Raw genomic sequence first — 17,043 nt, 5'->3', positions numbered from 1 at the left:
TGCAGTGCACAGGGGTGCAGCCGACAGGTGTTGTTTCCGTCGCCGGCACGGGCCAACCTGGTGTCGCAACGGTGTTATGACAGGGGCACTGTTCCGCAGGTCCGGGTCGCGGTGGAGAGGACTGGCTCCATCGCGACCCGGACTTCTGTGTGTCGGGGTGTCTCTCGGCCGTACGGGTGAGGCCGGCTGCCGGTGGCGTGCTATTCAATGGGCCCATGGTCGATGCGCCCGAGGTCCCGCCCGCGCCCCCCGAGGTCCGCGAGGAGCACCAGCAGCTGGTCGAGGACGTCGAAGAGGCACGCTGGCGCTACTACGTCCTCGACTCCCCGACGCTCGACGACGCCGACTTCGACCGGCGGATGCGTCGTCTGGAGGAGCTCGAGGAGGCCTACCCCGACCTGCGCACCCCCGACTCCCCGACGCAGAAGGTCGGCGGTGCCGTCTCGACGGAGTTCACCCCGGTCGAGCACCTCGAGCCGATGCAGAGCCTCGACAACGCCTTCTCCCACGAGGAGCTCGAGAGCTGGGCGGCGCGGATCGCCCGCGAGGGCGTGAGTGACCCGGCGTACCTCTGCGAGCCCAAGGTCGACGGACTGGCGATCAACCTGCTCTACGAGAAGGGGCGCCTGGTGCGCGCCGCGACCCGCGGCGACGGCCGGGTGGGGGAGGACGTCACCCCCAACGTGAAGACGATCGACACGATCCCGCACCGCCTGCAGGCCAGCGACGACTACCCGGTCCCCGACCTGATCGAGGTGCGCGGCGAGGTCTTCTTGCCCGTCGAGGCGTTCGAGCGGCTCAACGTCGCGATGACCGAGGCCGGCAAGCCGGTCTTCGCCAACCCGCGCAACGCTGCGGCCGGCTCGCTGCGCCAGAAGGACCCCCGGGTCACGGCGACCCGTGCGCTCGGCATGGTCTGCCACGGGATCGGGGCGCGGCAGGGCTTCGAGCCGAGCGCGCAGTCCGACGCCTACGCCGCGCTCGCCGCCTGGGGTCTGCCGGTCTCCTCGCGGGTGCGCGTGGTGCGCGGGCTCGACGAGGTGCAGAAGTTCATCGAGACCTATGCCGAGCAGCGCCACTCGGTCGAGCACGAGATCGACGGCGCGGTGGTCAAGGTCGACGACGTCGGGCTGCAGCGCCGCCTGGGCTCGACCAGCCGGGCGCCCCGGTGGGCGATCGCGTTCAAATACCCGCCCGAGGAGGTCAACGCCAAGCTGCTGCGGATCGAGGTCAACGTCGGCCGCACCGGCCGCGTGACGCCGTACGCCGTGATGGAGCCGACGCGGGTGGCCGGCTCGACGGTCGAGAACGCCACGCTCCACAACGCCCACGAGGTCAAGCGCAAGGACGTCCGTCCCGGCGACACCGTGGTGCTGCGCAAGGCGGGCGACGTGATCCCCGAGGTCGTCGGTCCGGTGCTGCCGCTGCGCCCCGAGGGCCTGGAGGAGTGGGTGATGCCGACCCACTGCCCCGCGTGCGGGACGGAGCTCGCCCAGCAGAAGGAGGGCGACAAGGACCTGCGCTGCCCCAACCACGAGGAGTGCCCGGCGCAGGTGCGCGAGCGGGTCTTCCACGTCGCGGGCCGCGGTGCCTTCGACATCGAGGGCCTTGGCTACGAGGCCGCGAGCGCGCTGCTCGACGCCGGGGTCATCCGCAACGAGGGTGACGTCTTCGACCTCGACGACGACAAGCTCCTGCGCACCGAGCTCTTCACCCGGGCGGCGACCAAGAAGGAGCGCGAGGGTGGGGGAGGCGACCGGGTGCTGTCGGCCAACGGTCGCCGCCTGCTCGACCACCTCGACAAGGCCAAGTCCGTGCCGTTGTGGCGGGTCCTGGTGGCGCTGTCGATCCGCCACGTCGGCCCGACCGCCGCGCGGGCGCTCGCGACGAAGTTCGGGTCGATGGAGGCGATCGTCGAGGCCGACGAGGCCGCGCTCGCCGACACCGAGGGCGTCGGACCGACCATTGCCGCCTCGGTACGGGCGTGGCTGGACGGCGACGGGTCGCCGTGGCACCGCGAGATCGTCGAGAAGTGGCGCGCCGCTGGCGTGACGATGGCCGACGAGCGCGACGCCTCGATCACCCCGACGCTGGAGGGGCTGACGGTCGTCGTCACCGGCTCGCTCGACGACTTCACCCGTGACTCGGTCAAGGAGGCGATCATCGTCCGCGGCGGCAAGGCGTCGGGTTCGGTGTCGAAGAAGACCGACTACGTCGTGGTGGGCGACTCCCCGGGCTCCAAGGCGACGAAGGCCGAGGAGCTCGGTCTGCGCATCCTCGACGAGGCGGAGTTCAAGCAGCTGCTCGCGGGTGGGCCCGAGGCGCTGGCCTGAGCGCCCGTCGGGTCAGTCGGAGAGCCTGCGCGCGATGCTGATCGCGCGCGCGGCGAGGTGGTCGAGCGCCGCGTGGTCGTCGTCGTCCAGCTGCGTCGTGCTGCCGGTGACCTTGCCGACGCCGTAGGGGTTGCCGTCGGTGAACTTCAGCGGGTCGGTGTAGCCCGGCGCGACGACGATGCCGCCGAGGTGCATGAAGGTCGTGTGCAGCGCGAGCAGCGTCGACTCCTGGCCGCCGTGCTGGGTCTGCGTCGAGGTGAACGCGGTGTAGACCTTGTCGGCGAGTTTGCCCTGCGCCCACAGGGGCCCGAGCGTGTCGATGAACGCCTGCAGCTGGCTGGTCACGTGGCCGTAGCGCGTCGGTGAGCCCATGATCACGACGTCGGCCCAGACCAGGTCGTCGGGATCGGCCACCGGGCGGTCCTCGACGACCTTGCGGTGGGCGATCCACTCCTCGCGGGACTCGATGGCCTCGCGCGGAGCGGTCTCCGCGACGTGGCGCAGCCGGACCTCCGCGCCGGTCCCTTCGGCCGCGGCGGCGATCCGTTCCGCCATCGCGTGGGTGGTGCCGGTCGAGGAGTAGTAGACGATCGCGACGTTGGTCATGGCCGACCGCTACCCGGGCCCCCGGAGACGGAAACGACGGGCCCTAGGATGAGCGACGGTCCGCACGCCGTCCCCGACCCCAGGAGTGCCTGCGCATGTCCGACATCACCCGTGACGAGGTGGCCCACCTGGCCGACCTCGCGCGGATCGACCTCTCCGAGGCCGAGATCGACAAGTTGGCCCCGCAGCTCGCGGTCATCCTCGAGGCGATCGAGTCGATCGCCGACGTGGCGACCGACGACATCGCGCCGACCTCGCACGCCGTGCCGCTGACCAACGTCTTCCGCGAGGACGTCGTCCGGCCGGGCCTCACCGCCGCCGAGGCGCTCGCGGGCGCGCCGGCGACCGAGGACCAGCGCTTCGCCGTGCCGCGGATCCTGGGGGAGGAGTGAGCATGGCGGACCAGACTTCTGACCTGACTGCCTCGGACCTGACCCGGCGCACCGCCGCCGAGCTCGCCGACGCACTCGCCGCCGGTGAGACCACCTCGGTGGAGCTGACCACCGCCCACCTCGAGCGGATCGCCGTCGTCGACGCCGCGGTCCACTCCTTCCTGCACGTCGACGCCGAGGGCGCGCTTGCGGCCGCGGAGGAGTCCGACGCGCGTCGCGCGCGCGGCGAGGCCGCGTCCCGCCTCGACGGCGTACCGATCGCGGTCAAGGACGTCCTGACCACCAAGGGCATGCCCACCACCTGTGGGTCGAAGATCCTCGAGGGCTGGGTCCCGCCGTACGACGCCACCGTGGTGCAGCGTCTGCGCGCCGCCGGTCTGCCCATGCTCGGCAAGACCAACATGGACGAGTTCGCGATGGGCTCCTCCACCGAGCACTCCGCCTACGGCCCGACCCGCAACCCCTGGGACCTCGACCGGATCCCGGGCGGCTCCGGCGGCGGTTCGGCGGCGGCCGTCTCCGCCTTCGAGGCCCCGCTCGCGCTCGGCACCGACACCGGCGGCTCCATCCGGCAGCCCGCCGCGGTCACCGGCTCGGTCGGGGTGAAGCCGACGTACGGCGGGGTGTCGCGCTACGGGCTCGTCGCGATGGCCAACTCGCTCGACCAGGTCGGCCCCGTGACCCGGACGGTGCTCGACGCCGCGCTGCTGCACGAGCTCATCGGCGGCCACGACCCGCTCGACTCGACCTCGATCGACCAGCCGATGGGCGACCTCGTGGCTGCAGCACAGCAGGGTGCGGCCGGTGACGTCCGCGGCCTGCGGGTCGGTGTGGTCAAGGAGCTGACCGGCGAGGGCTACCAGGCAGGCGTCCAGGAGCGCTTCGACGAGGCCGTCGCGGTGCTGGTCGAGGCCGGTGCCGAGGTCGTCGAGGTGTCGTGCCCGAACTTCGTCCACGCGCTCGCGGCCTACTACCTGATCATGCCGAGCGAGGCGTCCTCCAACCTCGCCCGCTTCGACGCGATGCGCTACGGCATCCGGGTGCTGCCCGACGGCGTGGACGCGCCGAGCGCCGAGGAGGTCATGCGCGCGACCCGCGACGCCGGCTTCGGTGACGAGGTGAAGCGGCGCATCATCCTCGGCACCTACGCGCTGTCCAGCGGCTACTACGACGCCTACTACGGGCGTGCGCAGCAGATCCGCACGCTGATCAGCCAGGACTTCGCGGCCGCCTTCACCCAGGCCGACGTGTTGGTGTCGCCGACGGCGCCGACGACCGCCTTCAAGCTGGGGGAGAAGCTCGACGACCCGGTCGCGATGTATCTCAACGACCTGGCGACGATCCCGGCCAACCTCGCCGGTGTGCCCGGCATCTCGGTGCCCTCGGGACTGGCCGACGGCCTGCCCGCCGGGTTCCAGGTGCTGGCGCCCGCGCTCGCCGACGACCGCGTCTACCGCGTCGGAGCCGCGGTCGAGGCGGCGCTGACCGACCGCTGGGGTGGCCCGTTGCTCGGCCAGGCCCCGGCCCTGCCGACCACGGAGGTGGCGCGATGAGTCTCGACAAGCTCGACCAGCGAGGTCAGCACGGTCAGGTGGCGCTGATGGACTTCGACGAGGCCCTCGAGCAGTTCGACCCCGCCCTCGGGCTCGAGGTGCACGTCGAGCTCAACACCGCGACCAAGATGTTCTGCGGCTGCCCGGCGGCGTTCGGCGGCGAGCCCAACACGCATGTCTGCCCGACCTGTCTCGGCCTGCCTGGCTCGTTGCCGGTCGTCAACGGCAAGGCCGTGGAGTCGGCGATCCGGATCGGCCTGGCGCTCAACTGCTCGATCGCCGAGTGGTGCCGCTTCGCGCGGAAGAACTACTTCTACCCGGACATGCCGAAGAACTTCCAGACCTCGCAGTACGACGAGCCGATCGCCTTCGACGGCTACCTCGACGTCGACGTCGACGGTGAGACCTTCCGGGTCGAGATCGAGCGCGCGCACATGGAGGAGGACACCGGGAAGTCGACCCACGTCGGTGGTTCGACGGGCCGCATCCACGGCGCCGACTACTCGCTGGTCGACTACAACCGCGCCGGCATCCCCCTGATCGAGATCGTCACCCGACCGATCGTCGGGGCGGGGGAGAAGGCGCCGCTGGTGGCGCGCGCCTACGTCCAGCAGCTGCGCGACCTGATCCTCGCGCTCGGGGTCTCCGAGGCGCGGATGGACCAGGGCAACCTGCGCGCCGACGTCAACCTGTCACTGGCGCCCAAGCCCACGTCGGTCGAGCCTGTCGAGACCAAACTCGGCACCCGCTCGGAGACCAAGAACGTCAACTCCTTCCGCTCGGTCGAGCGCACGGTGCGCTACGAGATCTCGCGCCACGCCGCCCTGCTCGCCGGTGGTGGCTCGGTGGTGCAGGAGACTCGGCACTGGCACGAGGACACCGGCATCACGACCTCGGGTCGGGAGAAGTCCGACGCGGAGGACTACCGCTACTTCCCCGAGCCCGACCTGGTCCCGGTCGCGCCGTCGCGGGAGTGGGTCGAGGAGCTGCGCGCGACGCTGCCGGAGAACCCGACCGCCAAGCGTGCCCGGCTGCAGGCCGAGTGGGGCTTCTCGGACCTCGAGATGCGCGACACCGTCGGTGCCGGAGCGCTCGGTCTGGTCGAGGAGACCATCGCCGCCGGCGCGGCCCCGCAGGCGGCGCGCAAGTGGTGGCTCTCGGAGCTGGCGCGCCGCGCCAACGAGACCGGGGTGGAGATCCACGACCTCCCGATCACACCAGCGCAGGTCGCCCGGATCCAGGCGCTCGTCGACGAGGGCAAGATCAACGACAAGCTCGCGCGCCAGGTCTTCGACGGCGTCCTCGCCGGTGAGGGTGAGCCGGACGCCGTGGTCGAGTCGCGCGGCCTGGCCGTCGTCTCCGACGAGGGTGCGCTGTCGGAGGCCGTCGACGCCGCGATCGCGGCCAACGCGGATGTCGCCGACAAGATCCGCGACGGCAAGGTGGCAGCGGCCGGCGCGCTCATCGGTGCGGTCATGAAGCAGATGCGCGGACAGGCCGACGCCGGCCGCGTCCGGGAGCTGATCCTCGAGAAGCTGGGTGCCTCAGAAGGCTGATAGCCTGCCGCTGCTCGCCATCCGGCGGGCAGCCACATCCAGCACACGCCCGTGGCGGGGAAAGCCGGTCCAAGTCCGGCGCTGACCCGCAACCGTAGGTGGGGAGACCCCACGAGCCGGAACGCCTGTCACGGACGCGTCCTCACCCCACGCTGTCGCGGAACGCAGCGGAGGATCTCTGCGGCTTCTCGGCAGGGACACCCCCGCTGCACTTGCAGCGGGAAGGAATCCCCGTGTCACACCGTCCTCAGTCCCGACGGACCAGCGTCCGTCGCGCCGGGGTCGCGGCCGTCGCCGCCTCCGTCGCCCTCACCGGTGCCCTCGCCGGAGGCGTCGTCGCCCCCGCCTCGGCCGCACCCCTCACCGCGCCGGCCTCCGCGGACCCCCGGCCGGCGAATGCTGCCGCCGGCTGGCTCGCCAGCGAGCTCGGCGCCGACGGCCTGCTGACCTACGACTCCGGCTTCGGCGACTTCCGCGACGTCGGGTTGAGCATCGACGCCGGGCTCGCGCTGGCCGCGGCCGGCGGACGCACGGGCGCCGTCTCCTCGATCCTCGGCGGGCTCGAGGACGCGCTCGGCTCCTACATCGCCTACGAGGACACCCGCTATGCGGGCTCGACTGCGAAGGCCGCTGCGTTCGTCCTGGAGACCGGGAACGACCCGGCGACCTTCAGTGCCGACGTCGACCTGGTCGAGCGGCTGGAGAGCCATGTCCTCACCGACGAGCCGGTCGCTGGCCGCTTGGCCGATCACTTCGACCCGGACTCCGAGTTCGGTGCCGACTACGCCAACACGATCGGCCAGACCTTCGCGACGCGGGTCCTGACGACCGCGGGGTCCGATCTCGCCGACGAGGTCACGGGCTTCCTGCTCGACCAGCAGTGCGAGGCCGGCTACTTCCGGCTGTACTTCGCCGATCAGGACGCCGCCGGTCAGACCTGTGACGACGCGCCCCCGGCCGGGACCCCGACGGCCGACACCACCGCCCTGGCCGTGATCCAGCTCTCCGCCATCGAGCAGCCCTCGGACGAGGTCTCCGAGGCGATCGATGACGCCGTCGCCTGGATGCTCACCCAGCAGCAGACGGGTGGCGGGTTCCTCGACAACGACACCCTCAACGCCAACACCACCGGCCTGGCCGGGTGGGCGCTGGCTGTCGCGGGCGAGGACGCCGCAGCCGCCCGCGCAGCCGGCGTGCTGCGGGCGCTGCAGGGCGCGACGATCGCTCCGTGCATCGACGCGCTCGAGACCGATCGCGGTGCGGTCGCCCTCGACCCCGCGGCGCTCGCCGCTGGCCGCAAGGACGGCGTCACGACGGCAACCCGCGGGCAGTGGCTGCGCGCCACCGCGCAGGCGGTGCCTGCGCTCGCGTGGGCGCCCGCCGGTGGGACCGCTGCGGTGAAGGCGCCCGAGTGGGCCCGCGCCGGCAAGCAGGTCGCCGTGCGCGCCAGCGGGTTCGCCCCCGGCGAGACGGTGTGCGTCCAGGTCGGTGCCAACGAGCGCCAGGTGACCGCCACCGTCGGCGGCGTGGTCCGCGCGAGTGTCCCGGTGCAGGCCAAGCCCGCGCGCCGCGTCGTGCGCGTGGTCGGTGACTCCGGCGAGCAGGCCCAGACCCGGGTGAAGGCGATCAAGGCCAAGAAGCTGCGGGTTCAGGTCGCCAAGCGGCCGCTGCGGGCCGGTGCCGTGCAGCGCATTGTGGTCCGCGGACTCGCCGCCGGTGAGCCGGTCCGGATCTTCGTCCGGGGCAAGCGCATCGCGGCCGGCACGGCCGGCCCGAAGGGCGCGTTCCAGAAGCGGGTCCGGATCACGAAGGCCGGTCCCGCACGGGTCCGCGTGGTCGGGCAGTTCCCGCAGCTGCGCAAGGGCGCTGCCGCGTTCCGCGTGGTCCGCTGACGTCGTGCAGATCCCGATGCGCAGCATGCGTGCATTCGGCGCCGCCGCCGCGACCCTCCTGGTCGCGGCGGCGGTCGCCGTGCTGCCGGCGTCCCCAGCGCAGGCAGCGCTCTGCAGCGGGTCGGGGACCAACGTCGTCGTGAGCTTCGGTGCCATCGGCGGCGGGACGCAGACCGGCTGCGGGACCGGTGACACGGCCTCGCAGGTCTCCACCTCCGCCGGCTTCCCGCTCAGCTATGCGGCGCGACAGCCGGGGTTCGTCTGCCGGGTCAAGGGTGTGCCGACCAGCGACCCGTGCGTCAACACCTCGCCCGCAGACGCCTACTGGGGACTCTTCTGGTCCGACGGGAAGAGCGGCAGCTGGAACTACTCGACGTTGGGGGCGGGTGCGCTGAAGGTGCCCGACGGTGGCTCGGTCGGGTGGGCGTGGCAGGACGGTGGGGCGCGGGACCTCCCGGCGATGGCGCCGCCCGTCGTGGCGAAGGAGCCGGCACCGGCGCCGCAGAACAAGCCCAAGCCCCAACCGCCCGCGGCCCCGAAGCCCAGCAGGCCTGCCGAGCCGGACCCGTCGCCGGCACCTGCTCCGCGGTCCGACGGCGCCGGGCGCGCACCGACCGATGAGGCTGCGCCGACGGTCGCCGCGGGACAGGAGCAGGACAAGGCCGACCGGGCGCAGCAGCGAGCCCAGAAGCAGGCTCAGGGGCAGGCGCAGAAGGAGGCGGCCTCGGCCGCTCCGAGCGCGACGCCCACCGCGTCGACCGCACCCTTGGCGGAGGAGTCGACCGGGGCGACCCCGGACGTCGACGACGACACCGTCCCGACCGCGAGCTCCGGCGATGCCGACAGCCCTGGCGGCCTGCCGTGGTGGGTGCCGGTGGGCTTGGTCGTCGTACTCGGTGCAGGCGCGGCGGTCGCCGTACGCCGTCGACAGGTGGGGGCCGGCCCTCCGTGAGCGCGACGGTGAGGCTGCCGCGCGAGCTGCACCCCGTCGCCTGGTGGATCTGGGCGGTCGGGATCGCAGCGGCAGCCTCGTTCACGACGAACCCGTTCGCCCTGCTGCTCATGGTCGCAGCGGTGGCGTGGGTGGTCGCCGCCCGGCGCGGCGACCACCCGTGGGCGCGGTCGTTCCGGATCTACCTCTGGTTCGGGCTGGCGGTCGTGGCGCTGCGGGTGGTCTTCCGAGTCCTGCTCAGCGGCGGCATGGGCACCGTGGTGTGGTTCGAGCTGCCCGCGGTCCCGTTGCCGGACTGGGTCGCCGGGGTCACGCTGCTGGGTCCGGTGACGCGGGAGTCGGTGCTCGCAGGGTTGTACGAGGGCATGCGGCTGGCGACGATCATCATCTGCGTCGGTGCCGCGAACTCACTGGCCAACCCCAAACGGTTGCTGAAGTCGGTGCCACCGGCGCTCTACGAGGTCGGCACCGCGATCGTCGTGGCCGTCACCGTCGTGCCCCAGCTGGCCGACAGCGTCCGGCGGGTCCGGCGCGCGCGGTCGTTGCGGGGGAGCGACCGCGGGCGCGTGCGCGGGCTGCGGCGGATCGTCGTACCCGTGCTCGAGGACGCGTTGAGCCGTTCACTGCGGTTGGCGGCGGGGATGGACACCCGCGGCTACGGCCGGGCCGGACAGGCGAGCCCCGCTCAGCGCCGGTTGACCGGCACCCTCATGCTCGGTGGTCTCGTCGGGCTGTGCGTGGGGGTGTACGCCGTCCTCGACCAGACCGCGCCGCGCTATCTCGCGATGCCGATGGTGGTGCTCGGCAGCGTCGTGGCCCTCGCCGGGTTCGTCAGCGCCGGGCGCCGGGTGCGGCGTACGCGCTATCGACCCGACCGCTGGCGTCCTGCCGAGCTCGCGGTTGCGGCGTGCGGTGTCGCGTTGGCGACCGCGATGGTCTGGCTGGCGCGCAACGAGCCGATGGTCGCCTATCCCGACCTGCTCGGGACGCCGGTGGTCTCGGCCCTCATGCTGGCGGCGATCCTGCTCGCCGCCGTGCCCGGTGTGCTCGCCCCGCCGGCACCGACCGGGGCGGTGAAGCCGGCGTGATGGAGCTGCGGAGCTGCACCTTCGACTACGGCGAGGACACGCGGCCGATCCTCGACGCCGTCGACCTGACGGTCGAGGAGGGCGAGCTGGTGGTGCTCGCCGGCCGCACCGGCGTCGGGAAGTCCACGCTGCTAGGCCTGGTCAACGGACTGGTGCCGAAGTTCACCGGGGGCCGGTTCCGCGGTGACGTGCTCATCGACGGCGCGAGCGTGATGCACCTGCCACCGCGCGAGCGCGCCCACCTGGTCGGCTACGTCGGTCAGGACCCGGCTGCCGGCTTCGTGACCGACACGGTGGAGGAGGAGCTCGCCTACGGCATGGAGCAGCTGGGCTACGACCCGGCCACCATGCGGCGGCGGGTGGAGGAGACCCTCGACCTGCTCGGCATCCCGGAGCTGCGGGCGCGGGACCTGCGGACGCTGTCGGGCGGACAGCAGCAGCGCGTCGCGATCGGCTCGGTGCTCACCACCCACCCGCGCATGCTGGTCCTCGACGAGCCGACCTCGGCGCTCGACCCGACCGCCGCCGAGGACGTGCTGGCGACGCTCACCCGGCTCGTGCACGACCTCGGGGTGAGCGTGCTGCTCGCGGAGCACCGCCTCGAGCGCGTGGTGCCGTTCGCCGACCGGATGGCCGTCCTGCGCGGTGACGGCAGCCTCGAGGTCGGCGACCCGCGTGAGGTCCTCCTCGACTCGCCCGTCGCGCCTCCCCTCGTCGAGCTCGGTCGCGCCCTGGGGTGGTCGCCACTGCCGCTCTCGGTGCGGGAGGCGCGGCGGGCGGCTCGCGGCCTGACCGAGAGGTTGACGCCGCCGGTGGTCCCTGAGACTGCTGCCGGCAAGGTGAGCGTGCGGACGCGGCGGCTGACCGTGGCGTACGGCGACGTCGTCGCGGTGCGCGACGTCGACCTCGAGCTGCACGCCGGCAGCGTGACCTGCCTGATGGGCCGCAACGGCTCGGGCAAGTCCACGCTGCTGTGGACGCTGCAGGGGAGCACGCGGCGTACGGCGGGTTCGGTCACCGTCGCCGGGGACGACCCGGCCACGCTGTCGGCCGCCGAACGGCGCGCTCGCTTCGGGCTGGTCCCGCAGACCGCCGCCGACCTGCTCTACCTCGAGACGGTGGCCGAGGAGTGCGCAACCGCCGACCGGCACGCCGAGGCGAGCGCCGGCACCTGCCGGGCGCTGCTCGAGCGGCTGGTGCCGGGGATCGACCCCGAGGCGCATCCGCGCGACCTGTCCGAGGGACAGCGGCTCAGCCTGGTGCTGGCGATCGTGCTGACCTCGGCGCCCGGTGTGGTCGCCCTCGACGAGCCGACTCGCGGGCTCGACTACCCGGCGAAGTCAGTGTTGGCGACGGTGCTGCGCGAGCTCGCGGACGATGGACGCACCGTCGTCGTCGCCACCCACGACGTCGAGTTCGTCGCCGCGGTCGCCGACCGCACGGTGGTGCTCGCCGAGGGGCAGGTCGTCTCGGCCGGACCGACCGCGAAGGTCGCCGTCGAGTCACCCGCGTTCGCACCGCAGACCGTGAAGGTCCTCGGACCGGCATGGCTGACGGTCGACCAGGTGCGTACGGCCCTGGACACCGCCCGTGGTTGACGCATCGGTGGTCCCCATCGGGTGGCGCTCACGCGCCGTCCTGCTGGTCGCGTCGGTCGCCGGGGTCCTGATGTTCGCCTGGCCGCTGTTCTCCCGCGTGCCGCCTGAGCAGACCGTCCAGCCGCCGTTCCTGTTCCTCATCCTGCTGCCGGTCGTCCTCGTCGTCGCGCTCGCCGAGCTGACCGAGGGCGGCATGGACGCGCGCGTCCTGGCGATCCTCGGCGTGCTCACCGCGATCAACGCCGTGCTGCGGGGTGCCAGCGCGGGCACGGCCGGGATCGAGCTGGTCTTCTTCCTGCTGATCCTCGGCGGCCGGGTCTTCGGGCCCGGGTTCGGCTTCGTGCTGGGCTGCACGTCGCTGTTCGCCTCCGCGCTGATCACCGCAGGGGTGGGGCCGTGGCTGCCCTACCAGATGCTGGCCGCCGCCTGGGTCGGCACCGGTGCGGGACTGCTGCCGCGACGGGTCCGCGGTCGCGCGGAGATCGTGATGCTGATGGCGTACGGCGTGCTGGCGGCGTACGCCTATGGGCTGATCATGAACCTCTCGAGCTGGCCCTACGCGCTCGGGATCATGGTGCCCGGGCACGAGGGCGGGCTGTCGTTCGTGCCGGGTGCGCCGTTGCTGGAGAACCTGCACCGCTTCGGGGTCTACACGCTGCTGACCTCGACGGGCAGCTTCGACACCGGGCGCGCGATCACGAACGCCGTCGTGCTGGCGATCCTCGGCCCGGCGGTGCTGGTGGTGCTGCGACGCGCGACACGACGCGTGGTGGTGGAGCGCGTCGTCACTCCCGGGTGAGCTCGACGACGAGGATCTGGTCGTCGCGCTCGGTTGGGTCGCCGCGGCCGTCGCGGTTGGACGTCGTGAGCCACAGGGTTCCGTCCGGGGCGGCCTCGACGGTGCGCAGCCGGCCGTGGTCGCCGACGAAGTGGGCGCGCGGCCTGCCTGCCGAGCCGTCCTCGCGGATCGGGATCTGCCACAGGCGGCGTCCCCGCAACGCAGCCATCCACAGCGACCCCTCGGCGTAGGCGAGTCCGGACGGGGACGCCTCGTCCGTGGCCCACTGGTGCACGGGGTCGGTGAAGCGCGCCGGGCCACCGCGGCCCTCGACCTGCGGCCAGCCGTAGTTGTCGCCGGCCTCGATCCGGTTGAGCTCGTCGGCCTCGTCCTGGCCGAACTCGCTGGCCCACAGGTCGCCGTCCTCGGTGAACGCCAGGCCTTGGATGTTGCGGTGACCCAGCGTCCAGACGACCGAGTCGCCGGGGTTGTCCGGGGCGGGTTCGCCCTCCGGCGTCATCCGCAGCACCTTGCCGGCCGGTGAACCCGGGTCCTGCGCGAGGTCCGGCTGGGCGGCGTCGCCCGTGGCCACGTACAACATGCCGTCGGGGCCGAACCTGATGCGACCACCGTCGTGGATCGGTGCGAGGGGGATGCCGTCGTACACCGTCTGGGTGCGGCCCACCTGCTCCCCGTCGTACTTCGCGCGCACGACCCGGTTGTCGACGTCGGTGGTCAGGTAGAAGTAGATCCAGCCGTCGTCCTCGAAGTCGGGAGAGACCGCGGCACCGAGCAGCCCCGCCTCCGCGCGCGGTGCGGCGGCGTCGATGGTGCCGATCTCGCGCACCTGCGTGCCCTCGATGGCGAGCACGCGGGCCGAGTCGCGCTCGGTGACGATCGCCGTGCCGTCGGGGAGGAAGGCCAGCCCCCAGGGTGTCTCGAGGTCGCGGGCGACCGTGCCGGTGATCTCGGGCGTGACCGGGCCGCTCGGCTCGGTGCTCGCGGGTCCGCTCTCGCTCGGCTCGGCGCTGGCCGACGGCGTGGGACTCGCGCTGGTCTCGTCCGTCCCGGGTTCGGATTCCTCGGCGGAGCCGCAGGCGGCGAGCACCAGCGCCAGGACGGTGGTCGGGACGATGATCCGCGGGAGGGGCCTCACGGCGCCCAGTGTGCCCGCGCCGGCCAAGCGTCAGGCCGGTGAGTCAGGCGGGCGGCACGCGGGTGAGGAACCCCCGCAGCAGCGCGTGCAACCGATCGGGGTGCTCGAGGCTGATGAAGTGGCTGGCCGGCAGCTCGACGTACGTCGCGTCGGGGATGCGGTGCGAGGCCGTGCGCATGCTCTTGGCGGAGGCGAGGACGTCCCAGCGGCCGGCGACGAACGCCGCCGGGACCTTGACGTGCCGCAGGGAGACCCGCAGGTGTCGGGCACTGGCGTGGGCGAGGTGCATGTACCAGTCCACCGGGGTGGTCAGGAACTGCTGCACCGCGACGGCGGTGAAGTCCGGGTCCGCCGAGGGGAGCATGAACCCGCTGTGGCTGAGCGCTCCGACGACCTTCGGGCCGATCGGGAGCCGGGTGGTGAGCGGTGTCAGCGGACCGCCGACGCGCCCGAGCGCCCGGGTCACGCCGACGGCGATCGGCTTGCGGATCGGCGGAGGGAGCAGGAGCGGGGCACCGATGGTGGTGAAGGTGTCGCCCGGGACGCCGGCGACGGCGAAGAGACCGCTCACGCGCTCGGGGTGGGTGACTGCGAGCTCGTACATCGTGTTGACGCCGATCGACCACCCCATCGCGGGGGCGGAGTCGAGGCCGGCGTCGTCGAGCACGGCGATCGCGTCCGCGACGAACTGGTCCATCCCGACGAGCTCGGGGTCATGCGGTCGCGCTGAGCCGCCTGTGCCGCGATGGTTCCAGGAGATGACCCGCACGCCGCAGTCGGGCCGCAGCAGAGCCGGCCAGACGTAGGGGCTGGTGCCCATGCCGTTGCACAGCAGCACGGTCGGGCCGTCGGCGTCGTTGGTCCAGGCCCGCAGGCGTGTCCCGTCGCGGGACTCGATGTCGTAGTAGCGCAGGGACAGCGGCGCACCGCCCACATGGAGTGGCGGGGGCGGCGCGGTGGCGGGGAGGGAGGGGAGTCGCACCGGGAAAGTGTGGCGCACGGGTTCGGGCGTGCGCCGCTGCGTCCAGACCCTTGACCCCACGGACGGCGACCTTTACATTCGTGGGTCAGATGTAAACCGCGAGGCAAGGGGTGTCGATGTCGGTCACACCGTCAGTGGGCCAGCCCGTCGAGCTGCGCCAGCCGGTCCAGGGACTGCCCGATCCGGGCGAGAAGGTCCCGGGGCTGGCCTGGCCCACGGCCGTCCTGTACGCCGTCACGCTCGGCCTCTTCGGGATGCTCGTCCACGGCGTGGTGTTCGCGGGCTGGTCGCTGTGGGCGACGGTGCCGCTCGGGGCGACGGTGACGTTCTTGATGTTCAGCGTCATGCACGAGGCGACGCACCACGCGATCAGCACCCGCACGCGCCTCAACGACGCGTTCGGGCACGCCGCGACGCCGTTCGTGGCGCCGTACGCGACGTTCGGCATGATCAAGTTCATCCACATCGAGCACCACCGCAACACCAACGAGCCCAAGGACACCGACCCCGACGCGTGGACCAGCGAAGGGCCGTGGTGGCAGCTGCCGTTCCGCTGGGCGACGATCGACCTGTGGTACCTCGTCTTCTACGTCCGGCGGATGCCGGAGCGCCCGCGCCGTGAGGTCGTCACGGTCCTGACGGTCCTCCCGCTCGTGCTGCTGGCGTTCGGCGGTGTCGTCCTCGCCGGCCACGGCGCGATCCTCGGCACGTTCCTGCTCGGGCAGCGGCTGGGGCTGGTCGTGCTGGCGTGGTGGTTCGACTACCTGCCGCACCACGGCCTCACCGCGACCCAGCGCGAGGACAAGTTCCGCGCGACCCGGGTCCGGGTGGGCGGCGAGACCTGGTTGACACCGCTGTTCGTCTACCAGAACTACCACCTCGTGCATCACCTGCACCCGAGCATCCCGTTCTACCGCTACGTGCGTGCCTGGCGACGCAACGAGCAGGCCTACCTCGACCGCAACGCCGCCATCTCGACCTGGTTCGGTCGTTCGCTGACGCCGGCCGAGTACCGCACCTGGCGCCGGCTCACCGACAGCCTGGGCTCCTCCTCGCATGAGTCGTCGGAGGCGTCGTCGTCGTCCGCGCGCCGCGTCAGCTTCCACCCGCTGCGGGTGGCGGCCGTCGAGCCGCTGACCGACGCGAGCGTCCTGGTGACCTTCGACGTCCCGGCCGACCTCGCCGAGGACTACCGCTACGTCCAGGGACAGCACGTCACCCTGCGCGCGGTGATCGACGGTCAGGACGTACGCCGCAGCTACTCCGTGGTCGCGCCGGTCTCCGCGCAGCGACTGCAGGTCGCGGTCAAGCAGATCGAGGGCGGTGTCTTCTCGGCGTACGTCAACCAGCGTCTCGAGGCCGGCGACATCCTGGACGTGATGACCCCGACCGGGCGCTTCCACCTGGACCTCGACCCGGACGCGGCGCGGCACTACGTCGCGGTCGCCGCCGGCTCGGGCATCACGCCGCTGATGTCGATCATCGCCACGACGCTGGAGACCGAGCCGGACAGCAGGTTCACCCTCATCTATGGCAACCGCACGCCGGAGTCGACGATGTTCCGCGCCGAGCTCGACGCGCTGGCCGACGACCGGCTTGCGCTCCACCACGTGTGGTCGACCGAGGGCGGACGCATCACCAGCGACGTCGTCGACGCACTGGTGCCCGAGCGTGACGAGGTGGACGCGTGGTTCCTGTGCGGCCCGACCGAGCTGGTGGACACGCTCGAGCAGCACCTGACCGGGCAGCGCGTGCTGACGGAGGTCTTCCACACGCAGGCCACCGCCACCCGGGTCGACGTCGACGTCGACAGCCAGGTCACGGTCGTCCTGGACGGCGCCGAGAGCACGTTCGCGCTGCGGTCATCGGGGGAGACGATCCTCGACGCCGCTCTGCAGCAGGGCATCGACCCCCCGTACTCCTGTGCCGGCGGGGCCTGCGGCACCTGCCGGGCGAAGGTCCTACTCGGGCGCGCGGTGATGGACCAGAACCACGCCCTCGACGCCGACGAGGTCGAGGACGGCTACGTGCTCACCTGCCAGGCCCACCCGGTCAGCGAGGAGCTCAGGGTCGACTACGACGCCTGATGCCGTCGAACCTGCGACATCTGGCACCGGTGTGCGCCCGGCGTTGGTGCGCGATGTCGCAAAGCCGTCC

The 17,043-nt window shown here is 72.3% G+C and carries 13 protein-coding genes and 1 riboswitch; of the genes, 10 read left to right on the top strand and 3 right to left on the bottom strand.

Annotated elements, in window-relative coordinates; all coding sequences use genetic code 11:
• The first annotated feature begins 215 nt into the window (after nucleotides 1-215).
• Nucleotides 216-2,333 carry an NAD-dependent DNA ligase LigA gene (gene ligA / locus J2S59_RS17905; RefSeq protein WP_306825358.1) on the top strand — a complete coding sequence of 706 codons (2,118 nt, stop codon included), beginning with the start codon at nucleotides 216-218 and terminating at the stop codon, nucleotides 2,331-2,333.
• 12 nt (nucleotides 2,334-2,345) lie between these two features.
• On the opposite strand, the gene wrbA is transcribed toward ligA, so the two are convergent.
• Nucleotides 2,346-2,939 carry an NAD(P)H:quinone oxidoreductase gene (gene wrbA, locus J2S59_RS17900; RefSeq protein WP_068121389.1) on the bottom strand — a complete coding sequence of 198 codons (594 nt, stop codon included), beginning with the start codon at nucleotides 2,937-2,939 and terminating at the stop codon, nucleotides 2,346-2,348.
• A 95-nt stretch (nucleotides 2,940-3,034) separates the two neighbouring features.
• On the opposite strand from wrbA, the gene gatC reads away from it, so the two are divergent.
• From gatC to J2S59_RS17860, 8 genes are all read left to right on the top strand, one after another.
• Entirely contained in the window at nucleotides 3,035-3,331 is a 297-nt protein-coding gene (gene gatC / locus J2S59_RS17895) for an Asp-tRNA(Asn)/Glu-tRNA(Gln) amidotransferase subunit GatC (RefSeq protein ID WP_068121391.1), read from the top strand.
• A 2-nt stretch (nucleotides 3,332-3,333) separates the two neighbouring features.
• Nucleotides 3,334-4,884, top strand: a complete 1,551-nt coding sequence (gene gatA / locus J2S59_RS17890; RefSeq protein WP_306825357.1) for an Asp-tRNA(Asn)/Glu-tRNA(Gln) amidotransferase subunit GatA — start codon at nucleotides 3,334-3,336, stop codon at nucleotides 4,882-4,884.
• Nucleotides 4,881-6,440: an Asp-tRNA(Asn)/Glu-tRNA(Gln) amidotransferase subunit GatB gene (gene gatB / locus J2S59_RS17885; protein WP_068120680.1), complete on the top strand. Its 1,560-nt coding sequence runs from the start codon at nucleotides 4,881-4,883 to the stop codon at nucleotides 6,438-6,440. Before gatA ends, gatB begins: the two co-directional genes overlap by 4 nt.
• 33 nt (nucleotides 6,441-6,473) lie before the next feature.
• Nucleotides 6,474-6,570: riboswitch (cobalamin riboswitch) on the top strand.
• A 103-nt stretch (nucleotides 6,571-6,673) separates the two neighbouring features.
• Entirely contained in the window at nucleotides 6,674-8,332 is a 1,659-nt protein-coding gene (locus J2S59_RS17880) for a prenyltransferase/squalene oxidase repeat-containing protein (protein WP_068121901.1), read from the top strand.
• A 4-nt stretch (nucleotides 8,333-8,336) separates the two neighbouring features.
• On the top strand, nucleotides 8,337-9,284 hold the full coding sequence (locus J2S59_RS17875; protein ID WP_068121897.1) for a hypothetical protein: 948 nt from the start codon (nucleotides 8,337-8,339) through the stop codon (nucleotides 9,282-9,284).
• Complete coding sequence (locus tag J2S59_RS17870) at nucleotides 9,281-10,372, top strand: CbiQ family ECF transporter T component (protein WP_306825356.1); 1,092 nt, start codon at nucleotides 9,281-9,283, stop codon at nucleotides 10,370-10,372. Before J2S59_RS17875 ends, J2S59_RS17870 begins: the two co-directional genes overlap by 4 nt.
• Complete coding sequence (locus tag J2S59_RS17865) at nucleotides 10,372-11,970, top strand: ABC transporter ATP-binding protein (protein WP_306825355.1); 1,599 nt, start codon at nucleotides 10,372-10,374, stop codon at nucleotides 11,968-11,970. Before J2S59_RS17870 ends, J2S59_RS17865 begins: the two co-directional genes overlap by 1 nt.
• 70 nt (nucleotides 11,971-12,040) lie before the next feature.
• Entirely contained in the window at nucleotides 12,041-12,769 is a 729-nt protein-coding gene (locus J2S59_RS17860) for an ECF transporter S component (protein ID WP_181641541.1), read from the top strand.
• On the opposite strand, the gene J2S59_RS17855 is transcribed toward J2S59_RS17860, so the two are convergent.
• Both J2S59_RS17855 and J2S59_RS17850 read right to left on the bottom strand, forming a co-directional pair.
• A complete protein-coding gene (locus J2S59_RS17855; protein WP_220138294.1) occupies nucleotides 12,756-13,904 on the bottom strand; it encodes a PQQ-dependent sugar dehydrogenase in 1,149 nt (382 codons plus the stop codon). The two genes, J2S59_RS17860 and J2S59_RS17855, sit on opposite strands and share 14 nt — an antisense overlap.
• A gap of 43 nt (nucleotides 13,905-13,947) precedes the next feature.
• Nucleotides 13,948-14,886: an alpha/beta fold hydrolase gene (locus tag J2S59_RS17850; RefSeq protein ID WP_306825354.1), complete on the bottom strand. Its 939-nt coding sequence runs from the start codon at nucleotides 14,884-14,886 to the stop codon at nucleotides 13,948-13,950.
• 116 nt (nucleotides 14,887-15,002) lie between these two features.
• On the opposite strand from J2S59_RS17850, the gene J2S59_RS17845 reads away from it, so the two are divergent.
• Nucleotides 15,003-16,973, top strand: coding sequence for a fatty acid desaturase (locus J2S59_RS17845; protein WP_181641794.1), 1,971 nt, complete (start codon nucleotides 15,003-15,005; stop codon nucleotides 16,971-16,973).
• Nucleotides 16,974-17,043 lie beyond the last annotated feature (70 nt).

Source organism: Nocardioides massiliensis, assembly GCF_030811215.1.
Classification (GTDB): Bacteria; Actinomycetota; Actinomycetes; order Propionibacteriales; family Nocardioidaceae; genus Nocardioides_A; species Nocardioides_A massiliensis.
The sequence above is the reverse complement of the archived record's forward strand: the minus strand, read 5'-3'. Positions and strand labels throughout refer to the sequence as shown.

Coding starts and splice junctions, on each gene's coding strand:
- ligA (WP_306825358.1), top strand. CDS start 216: ATGGTCGATGCGCCCGAGGTCCCGCCCGCGCCCCCCGAGGTCCGCGAG.
- wrbA (WP_068121389.1), bottom strand. CDS start 2,939: ATGACCAACGTCGCGATCGTCTACTACTCCTCGACCGGCACCACCCAC.
- gatC (WP_068121391.1), top strand. CDS start 3,035: ATGTCCGACATCACCCGTGACGAGGTGGCCCACCTGGCCGACCTCGCG.
- gatA (WP_306825357.1), top strand. CDS start 3,334: ATGGCGGACCAGACTTCTGACCTGACTGCCTCGGACCTGACCCGGCGC.
- gatB (WP_068120680.1), top strand. CDS start 4,881: ATGAGTCTCGACAAGCTCGACCAGCGAGGTCAGCACGGTCAGGTGGCG.
- J2S59_RS17865 (WP_306825355.1), top strand. CDS start 10,372: ATGGAGCTGCGGAGCTGCACCTTCGACTACGGCGAGGACACGCGGCCG.
- J2S59_RS17860 (WP_181641541.1), top strand. CDS start 12,041: ATGTTCGCCTGGCCGCTGTTCTCCCGCGTGCCGCCTGAGCAGACCGTC.
- J2S59_RS17845 (WP_181641794.1), top strand. CDS start 15,003: ATGTCGGTCACACCGTCAGTGGGCCAGCCCGTCGAGCTGCGCCAGCCG.